This is a genomic window from Psychrobacter sp. CX90 (assembly GCF_057396305.2).
In genome coordinates this window covers 450,705-473,597 of the sequence record NZ_CM182008.1, presented here as the reverse complement: position 1 = coordinate 473,597, position 22,893 = coordinate 450,705, and the positions used below count along the sequence as shown (strand labels likewise).

Sequence of the window (22,893 nt, the reverse complement as noted above, 5' to 3'; positions counted from 1 at the left end):
CCAATAGTGAAAATAATAGTTGAATAGTGAGCTAATGCTACTAATTTAACGAACTAACTATTTAATGCACGACCGATTAAATAAAATGAAGCGTCATAACAGACAAACAAGAATAAAATGACAATTAAGTCGCAAAACTTATTCACAAACTTTAAATTTGACTGTCAAATTTCTTAGAACTACTCAATTTCAAACCCACCAAAGTTGTTTAACGATCAAACGTAAATACAGTGAACTAAAATCTAGCCTTATTTATAATATGCGTTTTCCGTTTTAGTATGGTCTGTTTCATCAACCACTTGCATCAGTTCAGGTATTTGCTGTTTTAACTGCACCTCTACCCCTTGGCGTAGCGTCAAGTCTACCGCAGAGCACCCTTGGCAGCCTCCGCCAAACTTCAATACTGCTGTCAAACCAACGTCTTCTTCATCAAGTAGCTCAACTAACTGGACGTTACCTCCATGAGAGGCCAATCCTGGGTTAATCTCAGACTGTAATACATAATTTATCCGCTCTTCCACACTGGCATCCTCGCCCACTTTTGGCACTTTGGAATTAGGCGCACGGAAAGTCAACTGACCCCCAAAACGGTCTTTGTTATAGTCTATCACCGCATCTTCTAAATACGGCACAGATGAGGCTTCAATAAACGCGGTAAATGCCTCAAATTTAAGCTGCAAGTCTGCCATATCTTCCTCGCCAGGCTGATTGTACGCCATACAGCACTCAGCTCTTGGGGTGCCAGGATGTTCAACAAATATGCGCACACCAATCCCATCGGTTTCTTGCTTCGCTAACAATTCTGCTAAGTAGTCCTGAGCAGAGGGCGTAATAGTAATATTGCTTTGAAACTCTGTTTGCTCGATATCTAGAGCAGACGTTTGCGTATTGTCAGTCATGTCATGACCTCATTTATTTAAGTGGTTGATGAATTGAGAGATAAAATAATAAAAAATGAATTTTATCTATATATATTATTTTTACTAATATAGTATTTTTAGATCAGTGGATGTATAGATTGTTATATTTATAATGACGACGATTATGAAATATTCAAGACCGTTGTTCATCACGTATAATGATACTTACGCTTCATTTTATACAGTCTCAGCTCATTATAAAACCTTAACCTTGAAAAGTTTTGAATACCACGCTAAATGTGAGCAATGCTTAAAACAATACGTACAACCATGCGCCCCGCCTAAAGGGATTGAAAAATACGAGCCTTGTCTATGCTAAATGAAAATTTAACCCTTGTTACCACTAAAGATGAGCAGCAAATCGCTGTCTGGCAAGTTGCTGATGACCTACCGTCAAATCGTACAGATAAATCACAAAACGTACTTTTACTCCACGGGGCGTTCTCTGATAAAAGAGTATGTATGGGTATTGCAAGCTATCTGACAAAGTTTGGGCACACTTGCTATATCATGGAGTGGCGAGGGCGAGGAAAAAGCGCCATACCTAAAGATGATTTTAATTTTGAAACGGTTGCACACTATGACATTGACGCCACTTTTGACTATCTGTTCAATGACTTAAATATAACAAACCTGCACTGTATTACACATAGCGGTGGTGGGCTGTGCTTAACTATGTTTTTAGCAAAAAACAAATCGTATATTGAACGCATAAACAGTATCAGCATGTTTGCCTGCCAAGCTTACGGCGCCGTACTAAATCCTAAGTGTTATGCAAAAATACTGACGTTGAACTATGTAACAAAAACACTAGGATACCTGCCAGCTAAAAGATTCAAGATGGGTCCTATCAATGAAAGTCATTACACGATGAAGCAGTGGTATCGATGGAATCTAAACAAGAATTACGCCAGCAGCCTTCCTGAACACAGAGGCGAGAGTTTTGACTATCGTGATCATATGATAGATATCTCCATACCTATTTATTCAATTTGTGCCAAAGGAGATAGCTTTATAGCACCGCCTATTTGTTGCGAACAGTATATGAATGACTTTGAGAACCCTAACAATCAATTTAAAGAGTTTTCGATAGCAAATGGTAACTTAGCCGATTATGATCACACCAAACTTATTGTTAGTTTAAATGCAGCTAAAGAAGTCTGGCCAACTGTACTTAAATGGATTGAACAACACAGTTGAAATTTAATACAATTAAAATAGCTTATAATACAACAATATCGCAGTAAAACTATCCCTGCATTATTTATCAATTAAGTAAGCTCAATAAACTAAGCGCTTGCTCAGTTACTTTATATCTAACAACAATATATCAACTTTCGACACTTGCCTTAATAAAGACTCAGGAAGAATAAGAAATTTTGATCACACATCATGTATTACTTTTATTCGCTCGCCAGCAGTAAGTTTAGCGACTATGATATCCACCTTTGCTTGAACAAATATTCTCATCTTCCTTTAAATTTAACCAATTTATAACTTTAAGGCCAAGTATAAAAGTCAGCTTTACAATGTATTTGCTGATATTTTACTAGCCTGTATTCGAGTTTAATCTCATGAGCTTATTTAGTGCCTTAATTTCTATTTTTTTGCTTATTGCCATAAGTGCCGTTGTCTCAAGTTCTGAGTTGGCACTTGCTTCAGCCCGCCGAATCAAACTACAAATATTAGCCAAGGAAGGAGATACCCGAGCCCTTGACGTTATTGCGATGCAAGATAATCCGGGTAGCTTTATAACCGTTGTACAAATCGCCTTAAATTCCGTCGCTATTTTAGCAGGCGTGGTTGGCGAATCAGCGATTAGTCCCTATTTGCAAACTATTATTGCCAATGACGCCGTTTCTTCGGCGCTGTCTTTTATCTTTGTCACAAGTGCCTTTGTCTTGCTTGCTGATTTAATGCCCAAACGCTTTGCTATGTCAAAATCTGAAGAAATTGCATTAAAAACAGTGCGGCCAATGATGTTTCTTATATTTATTTTTAAGCCTCTTATTTGGGTCTTTGATGGTAGCGCAGACTTGCTGTTTAAATTAATTGGCATCTCAACCATACGCCAAAATGACATGACATCAGAAGACATTTATGCTGTTATGGATGCGGGTGCAGAAGCGGGGATTTTAAAGCATCAAGAACACCATTTGATTGAGAATATCTTTGAGATGCAGCAACGCACGGTTACCTCGGTAATGACCCCTCGAGAACAAATAATTTACTTTGATGCCAATGAGCAGCATGACACCATAGTAGAAATCATGATGGATCAACCTCATCATAAATTTTTGGTTTGTCTCGACAATGATTTAGAGCAAACCATAGGTTATGTTGAATCTCGTACATTTTTAGCACTCGTGCTAAAGAAGCAGCAGGTTAATCTTAGTAACAAATCAGTTTTACGCCCTACTCTATTTATACCGGATACCTTGTCATTATTTGACGTACTAGAAACCTTTAAAACGACTGGCTCAGACTTCGCCGTTATTGTGAATGAGTATGCGCTGATAATGGGGGTCATTACTCTCAAAGATGTGATGAGCATCGTCATGGGTAAATTGGTAACCATTGATGAGCAACAAATTGTTCAACGTACAGATAACTCTTGGTTAATAGATGGTATGACACCGATTGAAGATGTTATTCGGACCTTGGGCATGTTTAACCTACCCAAACTCGAAAACTATGAAACCATTGGTGGATTTATGATGTTCATGCTACGTCGGATACCCAAAAAAGCCGACATCTTCGAGCACTCAGGGTTTAGATTTGAAATTGTAGATACCGAAAACCTTAAAATCAACCAGCTGTTAGTCACTAAGATTGATACTATGGCTTAATATGCTTTAGGGGGCGATACTTAGTTTGTTGCGCAGCCATGTTTGTAAGCTTTTATCAAAGCTATAGGCTGTCTCAAATAAATCCTATAAGTTTAACCTTACTGAATGTACGAATTATACTATCTGCGGCCAGCCGCCTTGTAGCGAAATTATTTGAGTTCAGCTATCAATCAACCATAGAGTCAGAAGGTATGTTCTAGTTCTAGCCAAATAAATGAGTGTGACAATATCAGTTTACCTCTTGGCAATAACTTACTCTCTAACTTACTCTCTGGAAAAATTGCGTGATGACGTCTCAAATAACTCTAAATCCGTTAAATCAGGGTAAATTTCGGCAATAATATCAAGATGATTTTGTCCCTCTACTCGCATCAAATACCACGCGCCTTCATCCTCAAAAGCCAGTAAGTTGCCTGTAAGCTGATTGATCTCATCATCCGTTATCATCTTGAACTGAGTAGGAATAATGAGATAATCACGTCCTACTTTAGAGGTAAATACTTTAGCACTGTCTAAATCAGCCACGTACTCAATGTCAGCATTAGGATCTATAAGCGAGCTAGACATTGTTATCATGATTTGCTTAAGTCTTGCGGCAGGTATATTTGCCTTTAACGCCATATATTGCAACACTTTCTCTGGCATCATATTGATTAAGGGTTCAAAATCCAAACTCTTCGCAGAGGTATGAATAACCTCAATTTTTTGTTCTATACTCACTTTATCAGCAGCATCATAGGCATTTGCAGATAGGCTTAACATTATACCGACAGCCACTATAGCTATCTTTTTAATAGGTCTATTGAGTAATTTTTTCGATATTAACATTGTGCTTCTCCAACGAACCCTACATCAAAATTTATGTTTATAAGTGGTTTACCAGCTGATTTTATATCATAAATAACCGCTTATATACGTTTCTTAGTTGTCAGTATGCACTTGGCTGTGTCACTATTAGCGCACGTAGCACATGCCTAACACCACATCATTATTAGAATAATAAGCACAAATCGTGTTTATAACTTGTCTTGCAGGAGTTTGTACTATGATTAAATTAGCGGAAGGCGATAATACAGACAATACACTTCTTGAAAATGAGCATTTTAAATATCTTGTATTTATCGGGCGTTTCCAGCCTTTTCATCGAGGGCATATGTCTGTGATCGATGAAGCTTTAAAGCGTGCAGATAATGTGATTATTCTAATAGGCTCAGCAAATTTGCCCCGAAGTCTGCGCAATCCTTTTAGCGTGGAAGAGCGTGCACAAATGATTAAAGGCGCCTATTCTGCATCTGAATCATCACGTATCCACTGCGTTGGATTAGATGACGCTTTGTACAACGATACCCGATGGCTACAATATGTACAAAAAGCTGTACTTTCAGTTACTGGAGATTTGCGGGATGACATCGCTCTTATTGGACACTCGAAAGACAGCTCATCTTATTATCTTTCACTATTTCCGCATTGGAAATCCATATCTGTTCCCAACCATAAAGAACTATCCTCAACGCCGATTCGTGATGGCTACCTAATGGGCGCCACCCCTACACCAGAGCGTACACCTGATTCAACCCGCGCAGTGCTTGAGAAATTCAAGAAAACGCCTGAGTTTAAATACCTCCAAGAAGAAGCTTGGTTTATAGACAACTATAAAAAACCTTGGCGTGATACACCCTACCCACCCACATTTATGACAGCGGATGCAGTGGTAGTACAGTCAGGTCATATTCTTTTAGTTGAGCGTCGCAACATGCCAGGTCGCGGCTTATGGGCACTGCCTGGAGGCTTTATTGATCAAAAGGAAACGCTTTTTAATGCCTGTATTCGAGAGCTCAGAGAAGAGACCCATCTACAGGTATCGGAATTAGCCTTAAGACGCTCGTTGCACAGCCAACACACCTTCGATGACCCTTATCGCTCTGCTCGTGGACGAACGATAACTCAAGCATATTTTTTTCATCTTAAAAATGATCCGAAAGGGTTACCTGAAGTAGCTGGTGGAGATGATGCGCTACGTGCTTTCTGGTTACCTCTTGCAGAGCTTGAAGCTAAAAAAATGTTTGAAGATCATTATGCCATTATTATCAAAATGGTAGGGTTGTAGCCTCGGCGGGATTATGGTCTCTGTATAATAAACCAATATACCGCTATTCATAACAAGAGTTTGAATAAGTAATCAAAATAAAATAGGGTCTTTTCAATGTATACCAGTAATTTTAATAATTTAATTTTAAACTCCGACAGCTATAAAACCTCGCACTGGCTACAATACCCACCAAAAAGTGAGTATATGTCAAGTTACGTTGAGGCCAGAAAAGGCGATCATGATGTTGTTTTTTTTGGTTTACAAGCTTTTATCAAAGAATACTTGCAAACACCCATTACCACCTCCGATATAGATGACGCTGAGCGGGTTATTAAGGCGCATGGCTTGCCTTTTAATCGTGCAGGATGGGAGCGTTTGGTAGACAAGCATGATGGCCTATTGCCTGTTCGCATTCAAGCCGTTCCAGAAGGCAGTATTGTTCCAGTATCAAACGTGGTATGCCAGATTGTAAACACCGACCCTGAGTTTTACTGGCTACCAAGCTACCTTGAAACAGCCTTGCTTCGTGCTATTTGGTATCCTTCTACGGTAGCAAGTATCTCTTATTATTGTAAAACCGTCATCAAAGCTGCGCTTGAAAAATCCGCTGACAGCACCTTAGGGTTGCCATTCAAGCTACATGATTTTGGCGCGCGCGGTGCCTCTAGTTTAGAAACTGTGGCTTTAGGTAGCCTAGCTCACCTGGTTAACTTTTCTGGCACTGATAGTATGAGTGCTTTAGTTGCTGCTAGCCGTTGGTACGGCATGGATGAAGAAATGCCTGCTTTTTCAATTCCAGCCGCTGAACACAGTACCATGACCGCTTGGGGGCGCGACTTTGAGAAAGAAGCATTTGCTAATATGCTCGATCAGTTTGGCGGAGAAGGTAATATTGTTGCTGTGGTCTCGGATAGTTATGATTTATGGAATGCTATTGATAACATTTGGGGCGACGCATTAAAAGATAAAGTCGAAACGATGGGTGGCACTTTAGTGATTCGCCCTGACAGTGGAGATCCAGCCAAAGTTGTTCGTGAAGCACTGGAACGTCTTGCCGTTAAGTTTGGTTATCGCGTTAATAGTAAGGGTTTTAAAGTATTGCCTGATTATGTGCGGCTTATTCAAGGCGACGGTATTAACCCTCAAAGCCTTGGTAAGATATTAGAGACTATAATGAATGCAGGATTCAGTGCCGATAATGTCACATTTGGCATGGGCGGAGGTCTACTACAACAAGTAAATCGTGACACCATGAGCTGGGCAATGAAGGCCAGTGCAATAAAAATAAATGGACAATGGAAAGATATATTTAAAGACCCCATTACGAGTCGTTCCAAACGCTCAAAAAAAGGTAGATTGGCATTGGTGCAAGATGATAGCGGTAATCTAACCACTGTCAAAGAAGATACTTTAGAAGATGAGGCAGCAAATCTGTTACGTGATGTATTTGTTGATGGTAAGCTACTTGTCCATCAGGATTTAAAAAATATCCGCCAGCTAACAGGGTGGTAATCGAGGCAAAACATGATGCAAACTAAAGACATATTACTGGCTCCCATATATCTCTATCAAGGTCGCAAGCTAAATAAAACCGCCCTTCGATTACCCGAGGCGGAGGGTAATCGACATGGGTTATTGACTTTAACTAAAGATAAGTCAGTTGTAAGTCGCTTATCCGATAGCCCAACGCTAAATCGTCAAACCCTAAGCAGTCAAATACTAGAGAGTGAAACCCTAGATAAGCAAACGCTAAATTTAATGATAGTTGGCGATTCTGCGGCGGCAGGCGTTGGGGTAGACTTGCAAGAAGAGGCTATAACTGGGCATTTACTTAAAAATCTGTCAACTTCTACGCAATTAAAAACCAAATATGACCATATTAAATGGTCACTACATGCAACATCTGGACATACTAGCTCGGATTTATTATATCGACTTTATATATTACCAATACCTGTCAACCCTGTGGATATGATGGTCGTCATCATTGGGGCTAATGACACCACAAGCAATGTGGCGCTTGAGCAGTGGCAGAAGCAAATTGAAGAGATTATCGCAATAGGTAAGCGAAAATTTAAAGCGCAAAATATTATTTTTTCTTGCTTACCTCCGATGGGGCATTTTCCCTCTATCAGCTTTCCATTAAACAAATATATTGGTGCAATTTCCGATCTACTGGATTGCAAATTAAAAGAAGTGTGTCAAGCTCATACCCATGTTACTTATTTAGATATCGACTTTGCTAAAGCCGGATTAGAAGCTAAAAATATGTTTGCTAAAGATGGCTTCCATCCCAACGCAATAACCTATGAATATTGGGCACTAGAGCTGGCTAAGACGCTACTTAAATTATTATAGTAGGGATCAAGTCAATTAAAGTTATTTCTGAATGTTAAATTAAAGCGATTAAATTAGACCTTTTTTACGCATATTTTGATATACAACAAACACGACTATTATGTTTAGTAGCAAAATGGATAACTTAAACCAATCAAAAGGGCGCGCAAAAAGGTAATAAACCTCCATAGGGATGAACAATCCATAGCCAAGCACACTAAACCAGTACGCCCATGTTCTATCTTTCAATAGACCATAAGCTTCAATAAATCTGAGAGAGGCATAGCCAAAGATCACTACCATAAAGAGTTGCCAGTTTTGTGCAGCTCGTTGAGCAAGAAGAACCAAGCTATTTATCTGTGACTCAAATAAGGAGCCAAAACCGCTTATCCAAGCGCTATTGGCTGTATTTATAAATGCCAATAACTGCTTGTGCCACCTCCATAGAGCAAGCGCCGTTAATATTGCTCCTGCACCTTTAACGATTTCATAACCAGCAACCGCTTTAATCGAACCACTAATATGTTGCGGTTCATTCAAAGTACGTCTCCACTACTTTGCCCTTTAAGATTTGATTCAAAAAAGGTGTGTTTTTACCTTTTGACAATATGGTCTCACGGGTTACTTGCCATTCAAGATTTGGATCAACTAATACAGCACCGCCTACCCTCTTATAGGTATCTTCAATACCAGCGATGCGAGCGGGCGCAATACATATTTTATGGACTAATTGTTCAGGTGTGAGTACCCCTTCTTTAACCAACTTACAGCCCAATGCCATAAACGTATCAAAGTTTGAAATGCCTGGTCTCGTCTCTGCAAATGGCGCTTGCTTTGCGGTATCATTTAAAGGCTCATGATGACTACAAATCGCATCAATTGTGCCATCTTTTAGCCCTTCACGTAATGCCTGCTGATCTGTATTGCTACGCAGCGGCGGTAGTACAAAAGCTTTTGCATTAAAACCTTCTAAATTATCATCCGTTAAGTGCAGCTGATGCATTGCTACATCACAAGTGATTGGTAAACCTTTATCCTTTGCCCAGCGAATCAGCTCTACCGAAGACTTACAAGTGAGCTGGCTAAAATGTGCCGATATACCCGTTTCTTCTACCATTAATAATTGAGTGGATAAAGCGACTGTTTCAGCCAACCATGGAATACCTTGTAAGCCATGGAATGATGCAATATACCCCTCATGAGCAACACCACCCTTAGAGAGGCTTGGCTCATCGGGATAGAAAAATACTTTTAAATCAAACGTAGCGGCATATTCGAGTGTACGAAGTAATACTAAATCATTTTCAAAGGGTCTCCCTGCATTTGAAACGGCGATACACCTCCCTTGTTTTAACCCTGCGACATTAGCAGGACGAGCACCTTCAAGCCCTGCGGTTAAAGCACCTAGAACGTGAAGATAAATACCGCCATCCTGTAATGCTTTTTCACGTAGGCCTTTAAGTAAGGATCCATTCTCTAAAATAGGATCTGTATCTGGGGGTATAACAACGTGTAAAAACCCATTAGCACGTGCCGCGTTTCCTTCACTCTCTAAAGTACCATGTTGTTGCTGACCTGGTTCACGCAGACGAGCACATAAATCAACAAGTGGGGGTAGTAGCCAGTGATCTGCTTTAGTCTCAACATTAGGATGTTTTAGATTCTTTGGTAATAAATTTAGCATGGTATTTCCAAATAATTGTTCATTATCAAATAACGCTTTATGAGTCTTTATCTCCCATCAAACTACAGACTGCTTTTGATGAGCTATTATAAATGTTTGGCTTGAAACTCACGTTGACCCTGCATTGCCATTGATAGCACAGCCATTCGTATTGCAATACCATTATTTACTTGTTTTAAAATTACGGATTGAGGACCATCAGCTACACTAGATGCCATTTCCACCCCTCGGTTCATTGGTCCTGGGTGCATAACAATGGCATCTGGTTTTGCCTTAGCCACTCGCTCTGGAGTTATACCATACTTTTTGAAATACTCATTCGATGCTGCCATTAGGGGCGAACCAATACGCTCATTTTGTATGCGTAGGCCCATAAGAACATCACAGTCCACTACACCCTCGTCAATATCCTCAAATACCGATACACCATAACGTTCGATACCTTTTGGTAATAAGGTTCTTGGCGCAATGACCCTAATATCTTTAACGCCTAGTGTTTTAAGTGCACTGATATCTGAACGTGCCACTCGTGAATGTTTAATATCACCAATAATGGCTACCGATAGGTGTTCAAAAGGTCTTGGCGCTTCACGATGTATCGTTAACATATCTAACATGCCTTGGGTTGGATGAGCATGCCATCCATCACCCCCATTAATGATAGCAATTTCTGGGGTTACCTCTGTGGCCATAAAGTGCGCTGCCCCTGAAGCCGAATGGCGAACCACAAATATATCGGCCGTCATCGCCTGCAAGTTCCATAATGTATCACGTAAACTTTCGCCTTTCTTTGTACTTGAGCGGGCAATATCTATATTCAGAACATTTGCACCTAACCTTTTTTCAGCAACCTCAAAAGTCGTTCTAGTGCGAGTTGATGGCTCAAAAAATAAGTTCATTACCGTACACCCTTCGAGCTCTGGACTGTTAATAAGCTGCCCATTGTCATCAAAGAAAGTCTCCGCTTTTGCTATGATAGATTTTAACTGGGTACGGCTCAATCCTTCTATGCCTAAAAAATGCCTTATATGCCCATCTTCATTAAGCTGTGGTCTACTAAGTGAGGCATTAAGCTTTCGTGTCGTCGCATCAAAGGTATTTTGGATTTTATTATCGGTGGCAATATCTGTTAAGTCAGTCATGGCGATGAGAGGTATCCTATGTCAGCTTGCAATTAATAATGACGTCATGGAGAAAGACTAGAATATTCATAAGCTTTACGAGTAAAGCAAGCTTATTTTTGATAAACTCTACACATTATAAATATTAGTTTAATCTGATATAGTTTAGCGGATTTAAGAGCATTCAAAAAGTAAATGCAACAAATTTATTGCGCTAACCTATTTATAAAACGTTATAAAAACTATCCTATGAGTTGTCTACCTACATTGCAGATTCCATATCCCGACTAAAATAATTTTAAGGACTTACTAATGACCACGCTTAACGAATACTTTAATCAGTTGCTTGAGGAAAAAAAACGAACCACTTCACAAGACAACTTAGCTCAAACGAAAGCGGTTATTGATGTTATCTCTACGATTACCAAAGTTGGTACTCAAATCACTGAGCTACTGCGTAAAGGTGCCTTAGCGGATATACATGGCGAATCAGGTGCTGAGAACGTACAAGGCGAACAGCAAAAGAAGTTAGATGTCATCGCCAATGATCTATTATTACAGGCACTCACTGCTAATGAAAACTGTGCTGGTGTGGCGAGTGAGGAACTAGATGATGCTACTGCTGCAAACAAAGACGGTCAATTATTGGTTTTGTTTGATCCTTTAGATGGCTCTTCAAACATCGATATTAATATGCCGACAGGAACTATTTTTTCAATCCTACCTTACAACAATAAAGGTAAAGTGGCTGAAAATAAAGACTTCCTGCAAAAAGGAACCGAACAGATTGCTGCAGGTTACGTATTGTACGGCTCTTCAGCTATGTTAGTATTTACTTTTGCCAATAAAAATAATGATAGTGCCGAGACTAAAGATGACGGTGTTGTCATGTTTAGTTTTGATCCGACAACATCAGAATTTATATTGGTTAAAAAGAACATCAGTATTGATGTCGATACAAAAGAGTATGCCATCAACGCCTCTAACTACCGCTTTTGGTTAAAGCCAATGCAGCAGTACATTGATGAACTGGTCGCCGGAAAAAGTGGCATAAGAAAGCAAAATTACAATACACGCTGGGTTGCCGCAATGGTTGGCGACGTGCATCGAATTCTTTGTCGAGGTGGTATATTCATGTATCCTTACGATACAAAGGATCCTAGTAAACCCGGTAAGCTACGCTTGATGTATGAAGCAAACCCTATGAGTTTACTGATTGAACGAGCTGGCGGTGCTTCTACAGATGCCGTCATGCGCATTATGGACTTTGAACCAAATAATATTCATCAACGTGTACCAGTAGTTTTGGGTGCCAAAAATGAAGTAAATCGTGTCAAAGAGCTTCATAAAAATACTCATTAACCTTTAATTCTACTACCAATGAGTGTACTGACAATTGAATTCATATGTGTGTTCAGATTGTTGGCACTCATGATCGTATTCATTAATAACTGCCCTAATAATTATCTAACAAAGTCATTAGCTAACAAAGTCATTAGCTGACAAAATAATTAGCTGACAAAATAATTAGCTGACAAAAACATCGCCCCTGGACCTCTTAGAAGACCATGACTGTTTTCATGGTCTTTTTTACACCAATTTGGTATCGATTCTTATAATTAAAATAACGTGAAAAACGAGTAAAAACGCTATAAATATTAAGTTTTGCGAGTTTGCCAACGTTAGATTATTTTAATAAAAAGTGTTTATATCTACCTATAGGATTGAATAATGATTAACGAGCTGACAAATAAGTTTTCGAATAACCCTGTCATTACTTCCGATAAAAACCCCACCGTTAAACTTGCTAAAGCACTGTTAACCCAATCTCGACAAAGAAAAAAGCAAAACCAAACTGTCTTAGAAGGCGTTCATTTAATAGAAGCTGCTCTACAAGCCAAACATTTTCCTGAACATATTGTTATTTCATATACGGGTTTGTCACATCCTGACGTGCAATCACTATTGTCCTCATTAGCCACCTATAATATTGACAGAAAGTTAACAGTTGTTAGTGATAGTGTGTATCAAAGTATTTCAAATTTAGGCAATGGTGTTGAAATTATGGCTGTTGTTAATGTACCTCAGCACAGTCTTAATGCACTTAAGTCGCCCATTACAACTGATTGTTTAATACTAAACGATGTACAAGATAATGGTAATGTTGGAACCCTATTGCGTACCGCCGCAGCTGTTGGCATTAAAACAGTCATCTGTACCAAAGGAGGTGCTCAAGCTTGGTCGCCCAAGACCATGCGGGCAGGTATGGGTGCTCAGTTTGGCCTAACCATCTATGAAGGAATTGAAGAAGATGAGGTGCTGTCTTATCTGCGTCTACCGGTTTATGCGACGAGCTCACATACTGATAATATTATTTATAATCAGAATCTAAACCGTCCTGTAGCATGGGTTATGGGGCATGAAGGCCAAGGCGTTTGCGATGCCATCATGCAATCTGCTACACCAGTCGCTCTACCCCAACCAAATGGACAAGAAAGTTTGAATGTGGCTATTGCTGGCGCACTTTGCATGTATGAAACATTAAGGCAAAGACACTATGCATAATGTTGGTCAGTTTACATTGAATCAACTCTATCTATTTTACAATAGCGAAAAAATACCCCACTCAATATAGTAGAAATAATGGATGAAACATGTTTAATGCGCAGTGATATTATGATGGCAAGCCTATGCTAAAAATCTTATTCATTATATCTGCTCATTTAATGCTCTTCTAGAGAGTAAACTTAATTTACGTTTTTGAAAGACTTTTCCAGACTTTAGAATGTATATAATTAAACTATGCCATTGATAGAAGCGACCCTATCTTCTATCAACTCTTATCTCGCTAATTAAATGGATTTATAACAGACAGCAGAACTCATAAAAAAACCGCCTCCAAAGGAAGCGGTTTCATCATACTTATGCTAGAGGACTAGCGATTCTACTATTAGTCTTTAACAGTAGATACAACACCAGCACCAACCGTACGGCCACCTTCACGAATAGCGAAGCGTAAACCTTTGTCCATAGCGATGGGATGGATAAGCTCTACGCCCATCTCTACGTTATCGCCTGGCATAACCATCTCTGTACCTTCTTCTAACTGAATGGCACCAGTTACGTCAGTCGTACGGAAGTAAAACTGTGGACGGTATCCATTTAAGAATGGAGTATGACGACCACCTTCTTCTTTTGATAATACGTATACTTCTGCGTCAAACTTGGTATGCGGTGTGATTGAACCTGGTTTTGCTAGTACTTGACCACGTTGTACTTCTTCTCGCTTAGTACCACGTAGTAGTACACCACAGTTCTCGCCTGCACGACCTTCGTCTAGTAGCTTACGGAACATCTCTACACCTGTACAGGTGGTTTTTTGAGTGTCTTTGATACCAACGATTTCAATCTCGTCGCCTACTTTTACGATACCTGATTCAACACGTCCGGTTACTACGGTTCCACGACCTGAGATTGAGAATACGTCTTCGATAGGCATTAGGAATGGCTTATCTACGTCACGTTCTGGTTCTGGAATGTAGGTATCAAGGGTATTGAGTAGTTCTAGTACGGCTGGTTCGCCATATGGGCCGTCGCCACCGTTTAGAGCTTCTAGGGCTGAGCCTTTGATGATTGGGGTATCGTCGCCTGGGAAGTCATAGTCTGATAGTAGTTCACGTACTTCCATTTCTACTAGTTCTAATAGTTCTTCGTCGTCTACCATGTCACATTTGTTCATGAAGACTAAAATGTATGGTACGCCTACCTGACGTGATAACAAGATATGTTCACGGGTTTGTGGCATTGGGCCGTCTGTGGCTGATACGACTAAGATTGCGCCGTCCATTTGTGCTGCACCGGTAATCATGTTTTTTACGTAGTCTGCGTGACCTGGGCAGTCTACGTGGGCGTAGTGACGTGCTTCTGTGTCATATTCGATGTGTGAGGTGTTAATTGTGATACCACGTGCTTTTTCTTCTGGGGCACTGTCAATAGCTGCGTAGTCTTTTGCTTCGCCGCCTGATGTTTTTGCTGCTACGGTTGCTATAGCGGCTGTTAGGGTCGTTTTACCGTGGTCAACGTGGCCGATTGTACCTACGTTTACGTGTGGTTTGTTTCGTTCGAACTTGGCCTTTGCCATGAGTGTGTCCTCTTAAAATCTAAATATAATTGAGACTAGTTTTAGCAATCAAATTCTTAAATAGATTAGAACTGAATAGACTAAAAAACGTCTGTTTGATTTAATAGTTATAAAACTAAGTATTACTAAATATAAAAGTAGAGGCAAATAATATAAGAAAATAGGGTTAAATAACAAGCCCCTGATACTTAATTAGCTATAAAAATATAAATCAATTTAAATATCATACATTAAGATCAGGAACTTAACTAACTCAAATTATACGCATTCGCCTACATTAAAAATTAGTGACTACAAGTCGTCGTCATCTTTACCATTGAATTTTTTCATAATTTCTTCTGCGACAGACTTAGGTGTCTCTGCATACTTCTGGAATTCCATTGAGTATGTAGCACGGCCTTGAGACTGCGAACGAAGGTTAGTAGCATAACCAAACATTTCCGCTAAAGGAACTTCAGCGCGAATTTGTTTAGTACCACCTGGTAAGTCATCCATACCTTGAACCATACCACGACGACGGTTTAAATCGCCCATGATATCACCCATATATTCTTCAGGTGTTTCAACTTCCACCTTCATAAGGGGCTCAAGTAAGACAGGATTAGCATTCATAAAGCCTTTCTTGAATGCAATAGAACCTGCCATTTTGAACGATAGTTCATCAGAATCCACATCATGATAAGAACCGTCATACAATGTGGCTTTAACACCAACAATTGGATAACCCGCTAAAATACCATTCTTCATGCGCTCTTGAATACCTTTATCAACAGCACCATGGAATTCTTTTGGTACAACACCACCAACAACCTCTTCAGCGAATTCATAATCTACATCGCCATCAAGATCAAGTGGCTCAAGTTTTAACCAAACATGACCGAACTTACCACGACCACCTGTCTGACGAACAAATTTACCTTCTTGCTCAACAGTTGCACGAATTGTTTCACGATAAGCAACCTGCGGTGCACCGATGTTAGCTTCTACTTTAAATTCACGCTTCATACGGTCAACAAGAATTTCTAAGTGAAGCTCGCCCATACCGCTAATAATGGTTTGACCAGACTCTTCATCCGTATGCACACGGAATGATGGATCTTCTTTTGCCAAACGACCAAGGGCTGTAGACATTTTTTCTTGGTCAGCTTTGGTTTTTGGTTCAACTGCAAGGCTAATAACTGGATCTGGGAACTCCATACGCTCTAAGGTAATGGCTTCTTTTTCATCACACAAAGTGTCGCCCGTACCAACATCCTTCATACCAACTAAAGCAGCAATGTCGCCCGCACGTATTTCATCAAGTGTCTTCTGAGAGTTTGCATGCATCTCAACAATACGGCCAATACGTTCACGTTTCATCTTAACAGGGTTGTAAACGCTATCGCCTTGTTTGATAACACCTGAATAAACCCGTACAAACGTTAAATTACCCACGAACTTGTCATTCATAACTTTAAATGCAAGTGCAGCGAAAGGTGCTTCATCAGAGGCTTCACGAGTGCCTTCAGTTTCATCCTTATCGTTAAGAATACCAGCGATAGCAGGAACATCAGGAGGTGCTGGCATATAACGAATAACAGCATCTAACATTTTTTGTACACCTTTGTTTTTAAAGGCGGTACCACAAAGCATTGGAATAATTTCGTTAGCAATAGTACGCTGACGAATCGCCGAATAAATCTCATCATCTGAAAGCTCTTCGCCTTCTAGATATTTATTCATTAATTCTTCGTTGGCTTCAGCAGCAGTTTCAACTAAGTTACTGCGCCATTCAAGAGCTTTATCCATTAATTCATCTGGAACATCACGCTCTTCAAACTTCATACCTTGAGATTCAGAATCCCAGTAGATAGCTTTCATAGTGATTAAATCAACCACACCTTCAAAGTTATCTTCTTTACCAATTGGGATAACAACTGGTACAGCATTGCCGCCAAGACGTGTCTTAACCTGCTCAACTACACGATAGAAGTCCGCACCAACACGGTCCATTTTGTTCACAAAAGCTAAGCGAGGTACTTTATACTTGTTTGCTTGGCGCCATACCGTTTCTGACTGAGGCTGCACACCACCAACCGCACAATAAACCATACACGCACCATCAAGCACACGCATCGAGCGTTCTACTTCGATCGTGAAGTCAACGTGACCTGGGGTGTCAATGATATTGATGCGGTGCTCAGGGAATTGTTGAGCCATTCCAGACCAGAAACATGTTGTTGCAGCAGATGTAATGGTAATACCACGTTCCTGCTCTTGTTCCATCCAGTCCATTGTGGCTGCGCCATCATGCACTTCACCAATCTGGTGGCTAACGCCAGTATAGTACAAAATACGTTCTGTAGTTGTCGTTTTACCAGCATCAATGTGGGCCGAAATACCAATGTTACGATATCGGTTTAGGGGGGTTGTTCGTGCCATAATAGTTTCCTAATGGAATGTCTTTATAAATTTATTTCGTATCAAGATTTATTAATATGTAATTTATTAGAATAGCGTTTTAGGATGACGTTTTTATGACCGCTTTAATAGCTACGATAACCGGCTAACTTTATTGTCAATCACTGAATTATCAAGTACTGACTCGTTATCATTATTCGTAGTCTTGCCAGATTATCTAAGTCAACCAACTTAACTTAATGCCAGCTTAACTTTATGATAGTTATTCATCTACGCAAACTCTTTAATTACACTTAATATCCTAACTCTTATTGCTACTTAGCTACTTATTACATTGCTATATACATCTTAGCTACTTAAGTTTCAGCTACTCACATTACCATCGAAATATTCAGTTTACCAAAAAGGCAGGATAATAAACCGACTGGTAATGTAATGATAAGATGGCTGCTAATAATACTAAACTATCAACAGCTAATTTTGTAAAATGATCTTAAATATGTGCTGCTTAGTTAACAAAACCTAAGCAACACATGGACTTACTGTTAATCAAAACTTTAGTTAAGATTTGATTAAGCTTCAAATTAAAAGCGATAATGAGAAAACGCTTTGTTAGCATCAGCCATACGGTGAACTTCATCACGTTTCTTCATAGCAGCGCCTTTACCTTCATGAGCATCAGCAAGCTCACCGGCTAAACGGTGTGCCATAGATTTCTCAGAACGCTTAGCAGCAGCCTCAGCAAGCCAGCGCATTGCTAAAGCAGTACGACGGGAGGGGCGTACTTCCATAGGAACTTGATACGTAGCACCACCAACACGGCGAGCTTTAACCTCAACCATTGGGCGAACGTTTTCAAGCACTTCTTCAAAGAATGCAACTGGATCTTCAATGCTACGCTTTTCAGCAACCAATTCTAATGCACCGTAAACAATACGTTCAGCAGTAGATTTTTTACCATGACTCATTACATGGTTGATGAATTTAGCAATAGTTTGGCTACCAAACTTAGGATCTGGAAGGATCTCACGGGTAGCGACGACGCGACGTCTTGGCATAATAAATTTCCTTGTCTTCAGGGTTGTCTGGCATTCATAACACTATTCATTAGTCATGATTTAACTTATTCATTATTACTAATAAAGGTTACCAGCCAGCCTTACTGCATAGTGGTATGTGAGCTAATGCCACACCAAACCTATGCATAATAATAGTTGATGTGCTGATTAAGATTTTGGCTTCTTAGCACCATACTTTGAGCGACCTTGCTTACGGTCTTTCACGCCTGCACAGTCAAGTGCACCACGAACCGTATGGTAACGTACGCCAGGTAAGTCTTTTACACGACCACCACGGATTAGTACAACACTATGCTCTTGTAAGTTGTGACCTTCACCACCAATGTAGCTCGATACTTCGAATCCTGAGGTTAAACGGACACGACATACTTTGCGCATGGCTGAGTTTGGTTTTTTAGGTGTGGTGGTATAGACACGAGTACATACACCGCGGCGTTGAGGACAAGCTTGTAGCGCAGGAACGCCAGACTTTTCCTTTAATACTTTACGACCCTTTCGAATCAATTGGTTAGTTGTTGCCATAAGGCATCCTTCTCCCGTTTGTTAAATACAAAAAAATGGGCATTACATCCTCAGCTTTAAAATGGCATATATTCTACGTTTTAAATAAAACGACATGCTTATTTTAAGCTTCGGTATCCCCAATTTTCGGACACTACATTCTATAGACTTTAACTAAAATATTCAAGTGCATGATACTTTTGTTTTGTGGTTAAAATATGCTGTAACCCTTATTCATAATTTCATATGCATTATGAGCGACAAACAAACTTTTATTTAACTAATCTTAAAAATAGCGGATGCGAATGCATGTTTGATATAACATATTTGGTATAACGTATAAATAAAAAGGTATCCCGAAAAATTACTCACTATCATCAATAGCCTGTTAATTAATATTAACTAGCACAGTTAAACTAGCACAGTTATTAACTATCATACATGACACTCGATAACATATTCATATAAATTTTGGCTAGTTTATTACCGTTAAATTGCATTAAAGTGAGGTTCAAACTAGTTCTTCATAATTAGTTCTTCGTAATGGGATAAGGGCACTGCTTATTATCCGTTTTCTTTGTAGGTGTTCCTAGATTTACTTCTATGCTTAAAGCAATTTAAATCTATTTGATGGACACTTAAGTTTGATTTTAAACTTTAATTAGCAAGGGCTAGAGAGTAGTACCCTTATGGCAGGATATCTTTATGTCCTGATAACCCTATGAATCATTAGGTTTGTGATAAACTTAGTTTAATCAACAAAGTATTTTTCAAAATTTTTTGTAACTGTTTAACCATAAGCGATATTAATATGACTGACGACAAAGATGAATTAGAGCAGCAGCAGAGCCACTCACTGTCTAATAATCCTTCTAGTACCCCTTCCTCTAATAATGAAGATACTAACTTTGTAACCCCAAGTGAAGACATCCGAATTACCACAGGGAGTAAAGTAGTACTGCACTTCGAAGTTTCGCTCGAAAATGGGACTATTATTGATTCCACTTTTATGCGCAGTGAGCCAGTAAGTCTCACTATCGGCGATGGTAGTTTACTACCAGGGTTTGAAAAGGTGCTAAACAACTTACGTGCGGGCGATATGCGCACATCTCATCTCAAACCAGAACAAGCATTTGGGGAGTGGAATGCAGACAATGTGCAAATCTTCAGTAAGGCTCAATTTGTGACGACCCATGCTGAACCAGAAGTTGGTATGATGCTGGAGTTTGAAGATAAAGGAAAAAACACCTTGCCAGGGGTTGTCAGTAAAGTGAATGAAGACGATATTGAGGTTGATTTTAACCATCCCTTAGCCGGCCAATCCATTTTGTTTAAAGTGCAGATTTTCAGAGTAACCCCCTCAGGTCAAACTGGCCTACAAATTATGTAGGTTTTCAACTCCTCTAGGATTTCGTCTATACTTCAAAATAGACAGTAACTAAGAAATAGGATTGTGATATGAAATACACCACTTTACCTCAATTAGGCGATAACGTTTCTAAGATCTGCCTAGGCACTATGAATTGGGGTCAACAGAACACAGAAGCAGACGCTCATCAACAAATGGATTTTGCCCTAGAAAATGGGGTTAACTTTTGGGATACTGCTGAGATGTACCCCTCTCCACTAGACAAAGAAAAAACTGGAGATACAGAACGCTTTATGGGCACTTGGTTTGCCAAAACACAAAAACGCAGAGATGTCGTTCTCGCCAGCAAAATATCTCCCTTAAGTTTTTTAAGGGAAGGTCAAACTCGTTTTAACGCCAAACATATCAGTGAAGCAATAGAGGGCAACCTCAAACGATTACAAACCGATTATATAGATATTTACCAACTACATTGGCCAGAACGTCGAACCAACTGCTTTGGCAAACGTGGCTATACACAAGACATGGCGGATCAAGATTTAAGCCAATTGACGCCTTTTTTAGAAACCATTGAAGCATTAAATAATGAAATTAAAAAAGGTCGTATCAGAGCTTACGGTTTGTCTAATGACACCCCTTGGGGCGTTATGCGCTATTTATGGGAGGCTGAAAAAAATGGCTTAAAAGCTCCGATAACGATTCAAAACCCATACAGCCTTCTAAACCGTATCTATGAAATTGGGTTGGCTGAAATATCGCATCGAGAAAATATTGGACTACTGGCCTACTCTCCCCTAGGGTTTGGGGTGCTATCGGGTAAATACCTCGGTGGTCGTCGGCCTGAAGGGGCACGCTTAACCATTTACGACAACTATTTACGCTATATTACCGATGAGGCACAATGGCCAACTGAACAATATGCCAAAATTGCTAAAGAGGCCGGCCTAAACATGGCGCAAATGGCACTGGCCTTTGTTAACTCACGTCACTTCGTAACCAGTAACATTATTGGGGCGACCAATATTGAGCAACTTAAAGCCAATATTGACAGTATAAATATTGAATTAACTCAAGATATACTAGATGCTATTGATGACATTCATAAGCAGCAACCCAATCCTTCGCCATAGCGTATATTTATACGGTATTGTCAGCTTCTTACGTAAAATTAAAACCTCGCTACCTATTTCAAGCGAGGTTTTAATCTATATTGGGACAACCTCATCAACTAAAGCATTGAAAGTCAAAAGCTTCAAATGTTTTGATCAGGGTTTTAAGTTTAAAAACGCTTAAGCATCTAGTTCTTTTTACTAAAGCTTTTTTACTAAATCTATTATTAATAGAGGCTACTGTTTATTAACCACACGGCTATGTAGATCTGCTAAGCCATTATTCATACGTTCTTGCAATATTTTAGCTAGGTCACGAAATGTCTTCCCTTCAGGTAAAATGGGCTCAAGTGGTAGAACATATGCTGTTATAGGTTTGCTATCCATTACTTTAAATAAGCTCTCTTTCAAACCAATACCACCAAAATAAGGGACTTGATCATCAAGCTGCCCGTCCTCATTTAAATAACAGATGACTATCGGTTGAATTGGAATATTTGTATCAATAGAGGCTTGCAGCAATCTTCCATGAACTCTCTTAACTTTCGTACCGTCGGTCGTTGTTCCTTCAGGAAAGAATACAACCGAATAGCCTTTTTGCAAAAATTCTGCCATTTGCGAGGCAACTGACCCTGCATCTCCAGACCCACGTTGAATAAATAACGTGCCCGCCACTTTAGCGAGTGGCCCAAAAACAGGCATTTTGACAACCTCTGCCTTGGATAAGAAAAAAGCAGGACTAACACTACCAATTACCGGAATATCCATCCAGGAAATATGGTTTGATACCCATAAAGCATGAGTTTTTGGCACCGGCTCCACTTCTACTATTTTGACTCCGAATGCCCCAGCACCGTTGCGACAAAAAGCCTGAATATACTTCGGTAATATGTCACGGCGTGGCTCTTTCCAACCGTCTATCTTAGTAGCAGCCCTATACCCTCCAATCAAAGTACCCGCGATACCCGAAATAACTTTAGCCCGTTTAAACGGCTTACCGATAACCTTAAACAATTGACATCTCCAAATGCACTAATTCGTATGATTTCTTTGAGGGTGCAAATTTTTTTGAGAAAAAAGTATAACAAAAAAAGCATTTCAGTTCCCAGTCGTTCACTCATTTTTATATTACTTTTGTATCGATTTATTTAATAGCCCTTTTAATAAATTCAAAAAGCCTGCATAAAGAGACAATGATTTAATAAAATCTAGCATTGCATAACCTGCTTAGTTTCTGTTTAATTATTTAACTACCTTAGTGATTAGTAACTGTTTGGTCTAAGTCGCTGTTTAA

The 22,893-nt window shown here is 39.6% G+C and carries 19 protein-coding genes; 9 read left to right on the top strand and 10 right to left on the bottom strand.

Annotation, left to right across the window (positions count from 1 at the left end):
* Positions 1–248: 248 nt before the first annotated feature.
* On the bottom strand, positions 249–899 hold the full coding sequence (gene nfuA, locus AC2SLN_RS01900) for a Fe-S biogenesis protein NfuA (protein ID WP_486530154.1): 651 nt from the start codon (positions 897–899) through the stop codon (positions 249–251).
* Positions 900–1,232: 333 nt separating this feature from the next.
* On the opposite strand from nfuA, the gene AC2SLN_RS01895 reads away from it, so the two are divergent.
* Together AC2SLN_RS01895 and paeA are read left to right on the top strand one after the other, a co-directional pair.
* A complete protein-coding gene (locus AC2SLN_RS01895) occupies positions 1,233–2,120 on the top strand; it encodes an alpha/beta fold hydrolase (protein WP_486549513.1) in 888 nt (295 codons plus the stop codon).
* A 374-nt stretch (positions 2,121–2,494) separates the two neighbouring features.
* Positions 2,495–3,769: a polyamine export protein PaeA gene (paeA, locus tag AC2SLN_RS01890; protein WP_486549512.1), complete on the top strand. Its 1,275-nt coding sequence runs from the start codon at positions 2,495–2,497 to the stop codon at positions 3,767–3,769.
* A 264-nt stretch (positions 3,770–4,033) separates the two neighbouring features.
* On the opposite strand, the gene AC2SLN_RS01885 is transcribed toward paeA, so the two are convergent.
* Positions 4,034–4,597: a hypothetical protein gene (locus AC2SLN_RS01885; protein ID WP_486549511.1), complete on the bottom strand. Its 564-nt coding sequence runs from the start codon at positions 4,595–4,597 to the stop codon at positions 4,034–4,036.
* A 217-nt stretch (positions 4,598–4,814) separates the two neighbouring features.
* Between AC2SLN_RS01885 and AC2SLN_RS01880 the strand changes: the two genes are divergently transcribed.
* The 3 genes from AC2SLN_RS01880 to AC2SLN_RS01870 all read left to right on the top strand — a co-directional run bounded on the left by AC2SLN_RS01880 (position 4,815) and on the right by AC2SLN_RS01870 (position 8,216).
* Entirely contained in the window at positions 4,815–5,876 is a 1,062-nt protein-coding gene (locus AC2SLN_RS01880) for a bifunctional nicotinamide-nucleotide adenylyltransferase/Nudix hydroxylase (protein ID WP_486549510.1), read from the top strand.
* A gap of 96 nt (positions 5,877–5,972) precedes the next feature.
* Positions 5,973–7,370, top strand: coding sequence for a nicotinate phosphoribosyltransferase (locus AC2SLN_RS01875; protein ID WP_486549509.1), 1,398 nt, complete (start codon positions 5,973–5,975; stop codon positions 7,368–7,370).
* Between the two features lie 12 nt (positions 7,371–7,382).
* On the top strand, positions 7,383–8,216 hold the full coding sequence (locus tag AC2SLN_RS01870) for an SGNH/GDSL hydrolase family protein (protein ID WP_486549508.1): 834 nt from the start codon (positions 7,383–7,385) through the stop codon (positions 8,214–8,216).
* A 48-nt stretch (positions 8,217–8,264) separates the two neighbouring features.
* On the opposite strand, the gene AC2SLN_RS01865 is transcribed toward AC2SLN_RS01870, so the two are convergent.
* From AC2SLN_RS01865 to AC2SLN_RS01855, 3 genes are all read right to left on the bottom strand, one after another.
* Positions 8,265–8,735 carry a DUF2127 domain-containing protein gene (locus tag AC2SLN_RS01865; protein WP_486549507.1) on the bottom strand — a complete coding sequence of 157 codons (471 nt, stop codon included), beginning with the start codon at positions 8,733–8,735 and terminating at the stop codon, positions 8,265–8,267.
* Entirely contained in the window at positions 8,728–9,879 is a 1,152-nt protein-coding gene (locus AC2SLN_RS01860; protein WP_486549506.1) for a dihydroorotase, read from the bottom strand. The genes AC2SLN_RS01865 and AC2SLN_RS01860 overlap by 8 nt, the downstream gene beginning before the upstream one ends.
* Positions 9,880–9,965: 86 nt before the next feature.
* Positions 9,966–11,021, bottom strand: a complete 1,056-nt coding sequence (locus tag AC2SLN_RS01855; RefSeq protein ID WP_486549505.1) for an aspartate carbamoyltransferase catalytic subunit — start codon at positions 11,019–11,021, stop codon at positions 9,966–9,968.
* Positions 11,022–11,312: 291 nt separating this feature from the next.
* On the opposite strand from AC2SLN_RS01855, the gene AC2SLN_RS01850 reads away from it, so the two are divergent.
* Together AC2SLN_RS01850 and AC2SLN_RS01845 are read left to right on the top strand one after the other, a co-directional pair.
* Positions 11,313–12,362 (top strand): class 1 fructose-bisphosphatase, encoded by a 1,050-nt coding sequence (locus AC2SLN_RS01850; RefSeq protein WP_486549504.1) that lies wholly within the window; start codon positions 11,313–11,315, stop codon positions 12,360–12,362.
* Between the two features lie 369 nt (positions 12,363–12,731).
* Positions 12,732–13,565, top strand: a complete 834-nt coding sequence (locus AC2SLN_RS01845; protein WP_486530167.1) for a TrmH family RNA methyltransferase — start codon at positions 12,732–12,734, stop codon at positions 13,563–13,565.
* Between the two features lie 385 nt (positions 13,566–13,950).
* On the opposite strand, the gene tuf is transcribed toward AC2SLN_RS01845, so the two are convergent.
* The 4 genes from tuf to rpsL form a co-directional block, all read right to left on the bottom strand.
* Positions 13,951–15,141 (bottom strand): elongation factor Tu, encoded by a 1,191-nt coding sequence (tuf, locus tag AC2SLN_RS01840; RefSeq protein ID WP_495057350.1) that lies wholly within the window; start codon positions 15,139–15,141, stop codon positions 13,951–13,953.
* 291 nt (positions 15,142–15,432) lie between these two features.
* Positions 15,433–17,562 carry an elongation factor G gene (gene fusA, locus AC2SLN_RS01835; protein ID WP_486548796.1) on the bottom strand — a complete coding sequence of 710 codons (2,130 nt, stop codon included), beginning with the start codon at positions 17,560–17,562 and terminating at the stop codon, positions 15,433–15,435.
* A 563-nt stretch (positions 17,563–18,125) separates the two neighbouring features.
* On the bottom strand, positions 18,126–18,599 hold the full coding sequence (gene rpsG / locus AC2SLN_RS01830; protein WP_486531892.1) for a 30S ribosomal protein S7: 474 nt from the start codon (positions 18,597–18,599) through the stop codon (positions 18,126–18,128).
* Between the two features lie 168 nt (positions 18,600–18,767).
* A complete protein-coding gene (gene rpsL, locus AC2SLN_RS01825; protein ID WP_486531893.1) occupies positions 18,768–19,142 on the bottom strand; it encodes a 30S ribosomal protein S12 in 375 nt (124 codons plus the stop codon).
* Between the two features lie 790 nt (positions 19,143–19,932).
* On the opposite strand from rpsL, the gene fkpB reads away from it, so the two are divergent.
* Positions 19,933–20,511 carry an FKBP-type peptidyl-prolyl cis-trans isomerase gene (fkpB, locus tag AC2SLN_RS01820; protein WP_486548797.1) on the top strand — a complete coding sequence of 193 codons (579 nt, stop codon included), beginning with the start codon at positions 19,933–19,935 and terminating at the stop codon, positions 20,509–20,511.
* 68 nt (positions 20,512–20,579) lie between these two features.
* The gene (locus tag AC2SLN_RS01815; protein ID WP_486548798.1) at positions 20,580–21,620 is read left to right on the top strand and encodes an aldo/keto reductase; all 1,041 of its coding nucleotides are present in this window, start codon (positions 20,580–20,582) and stop codon (positions 21,618–21,620) included.
* 216 nt (positions 21,621–21,836) lie between these two features.
* Here AC2SLN_RS01815 and AC2SLN_RS01810 read toward each other — a convergent pair whose 3' ends face one another.
* On the bottom strand, positions 21,837–22,613 hold the full coding sequence (locus AC2SLN_RS01810; protein WP_486548799.1) for a lysophospholipid acyltransferase family protein: 777 nt from the start codon (positions 22,611–22,613) through the stop codon (positions 21,837–21,839).
* Positions 22,614–22,893: the final 280 nt, after the last annotated feature.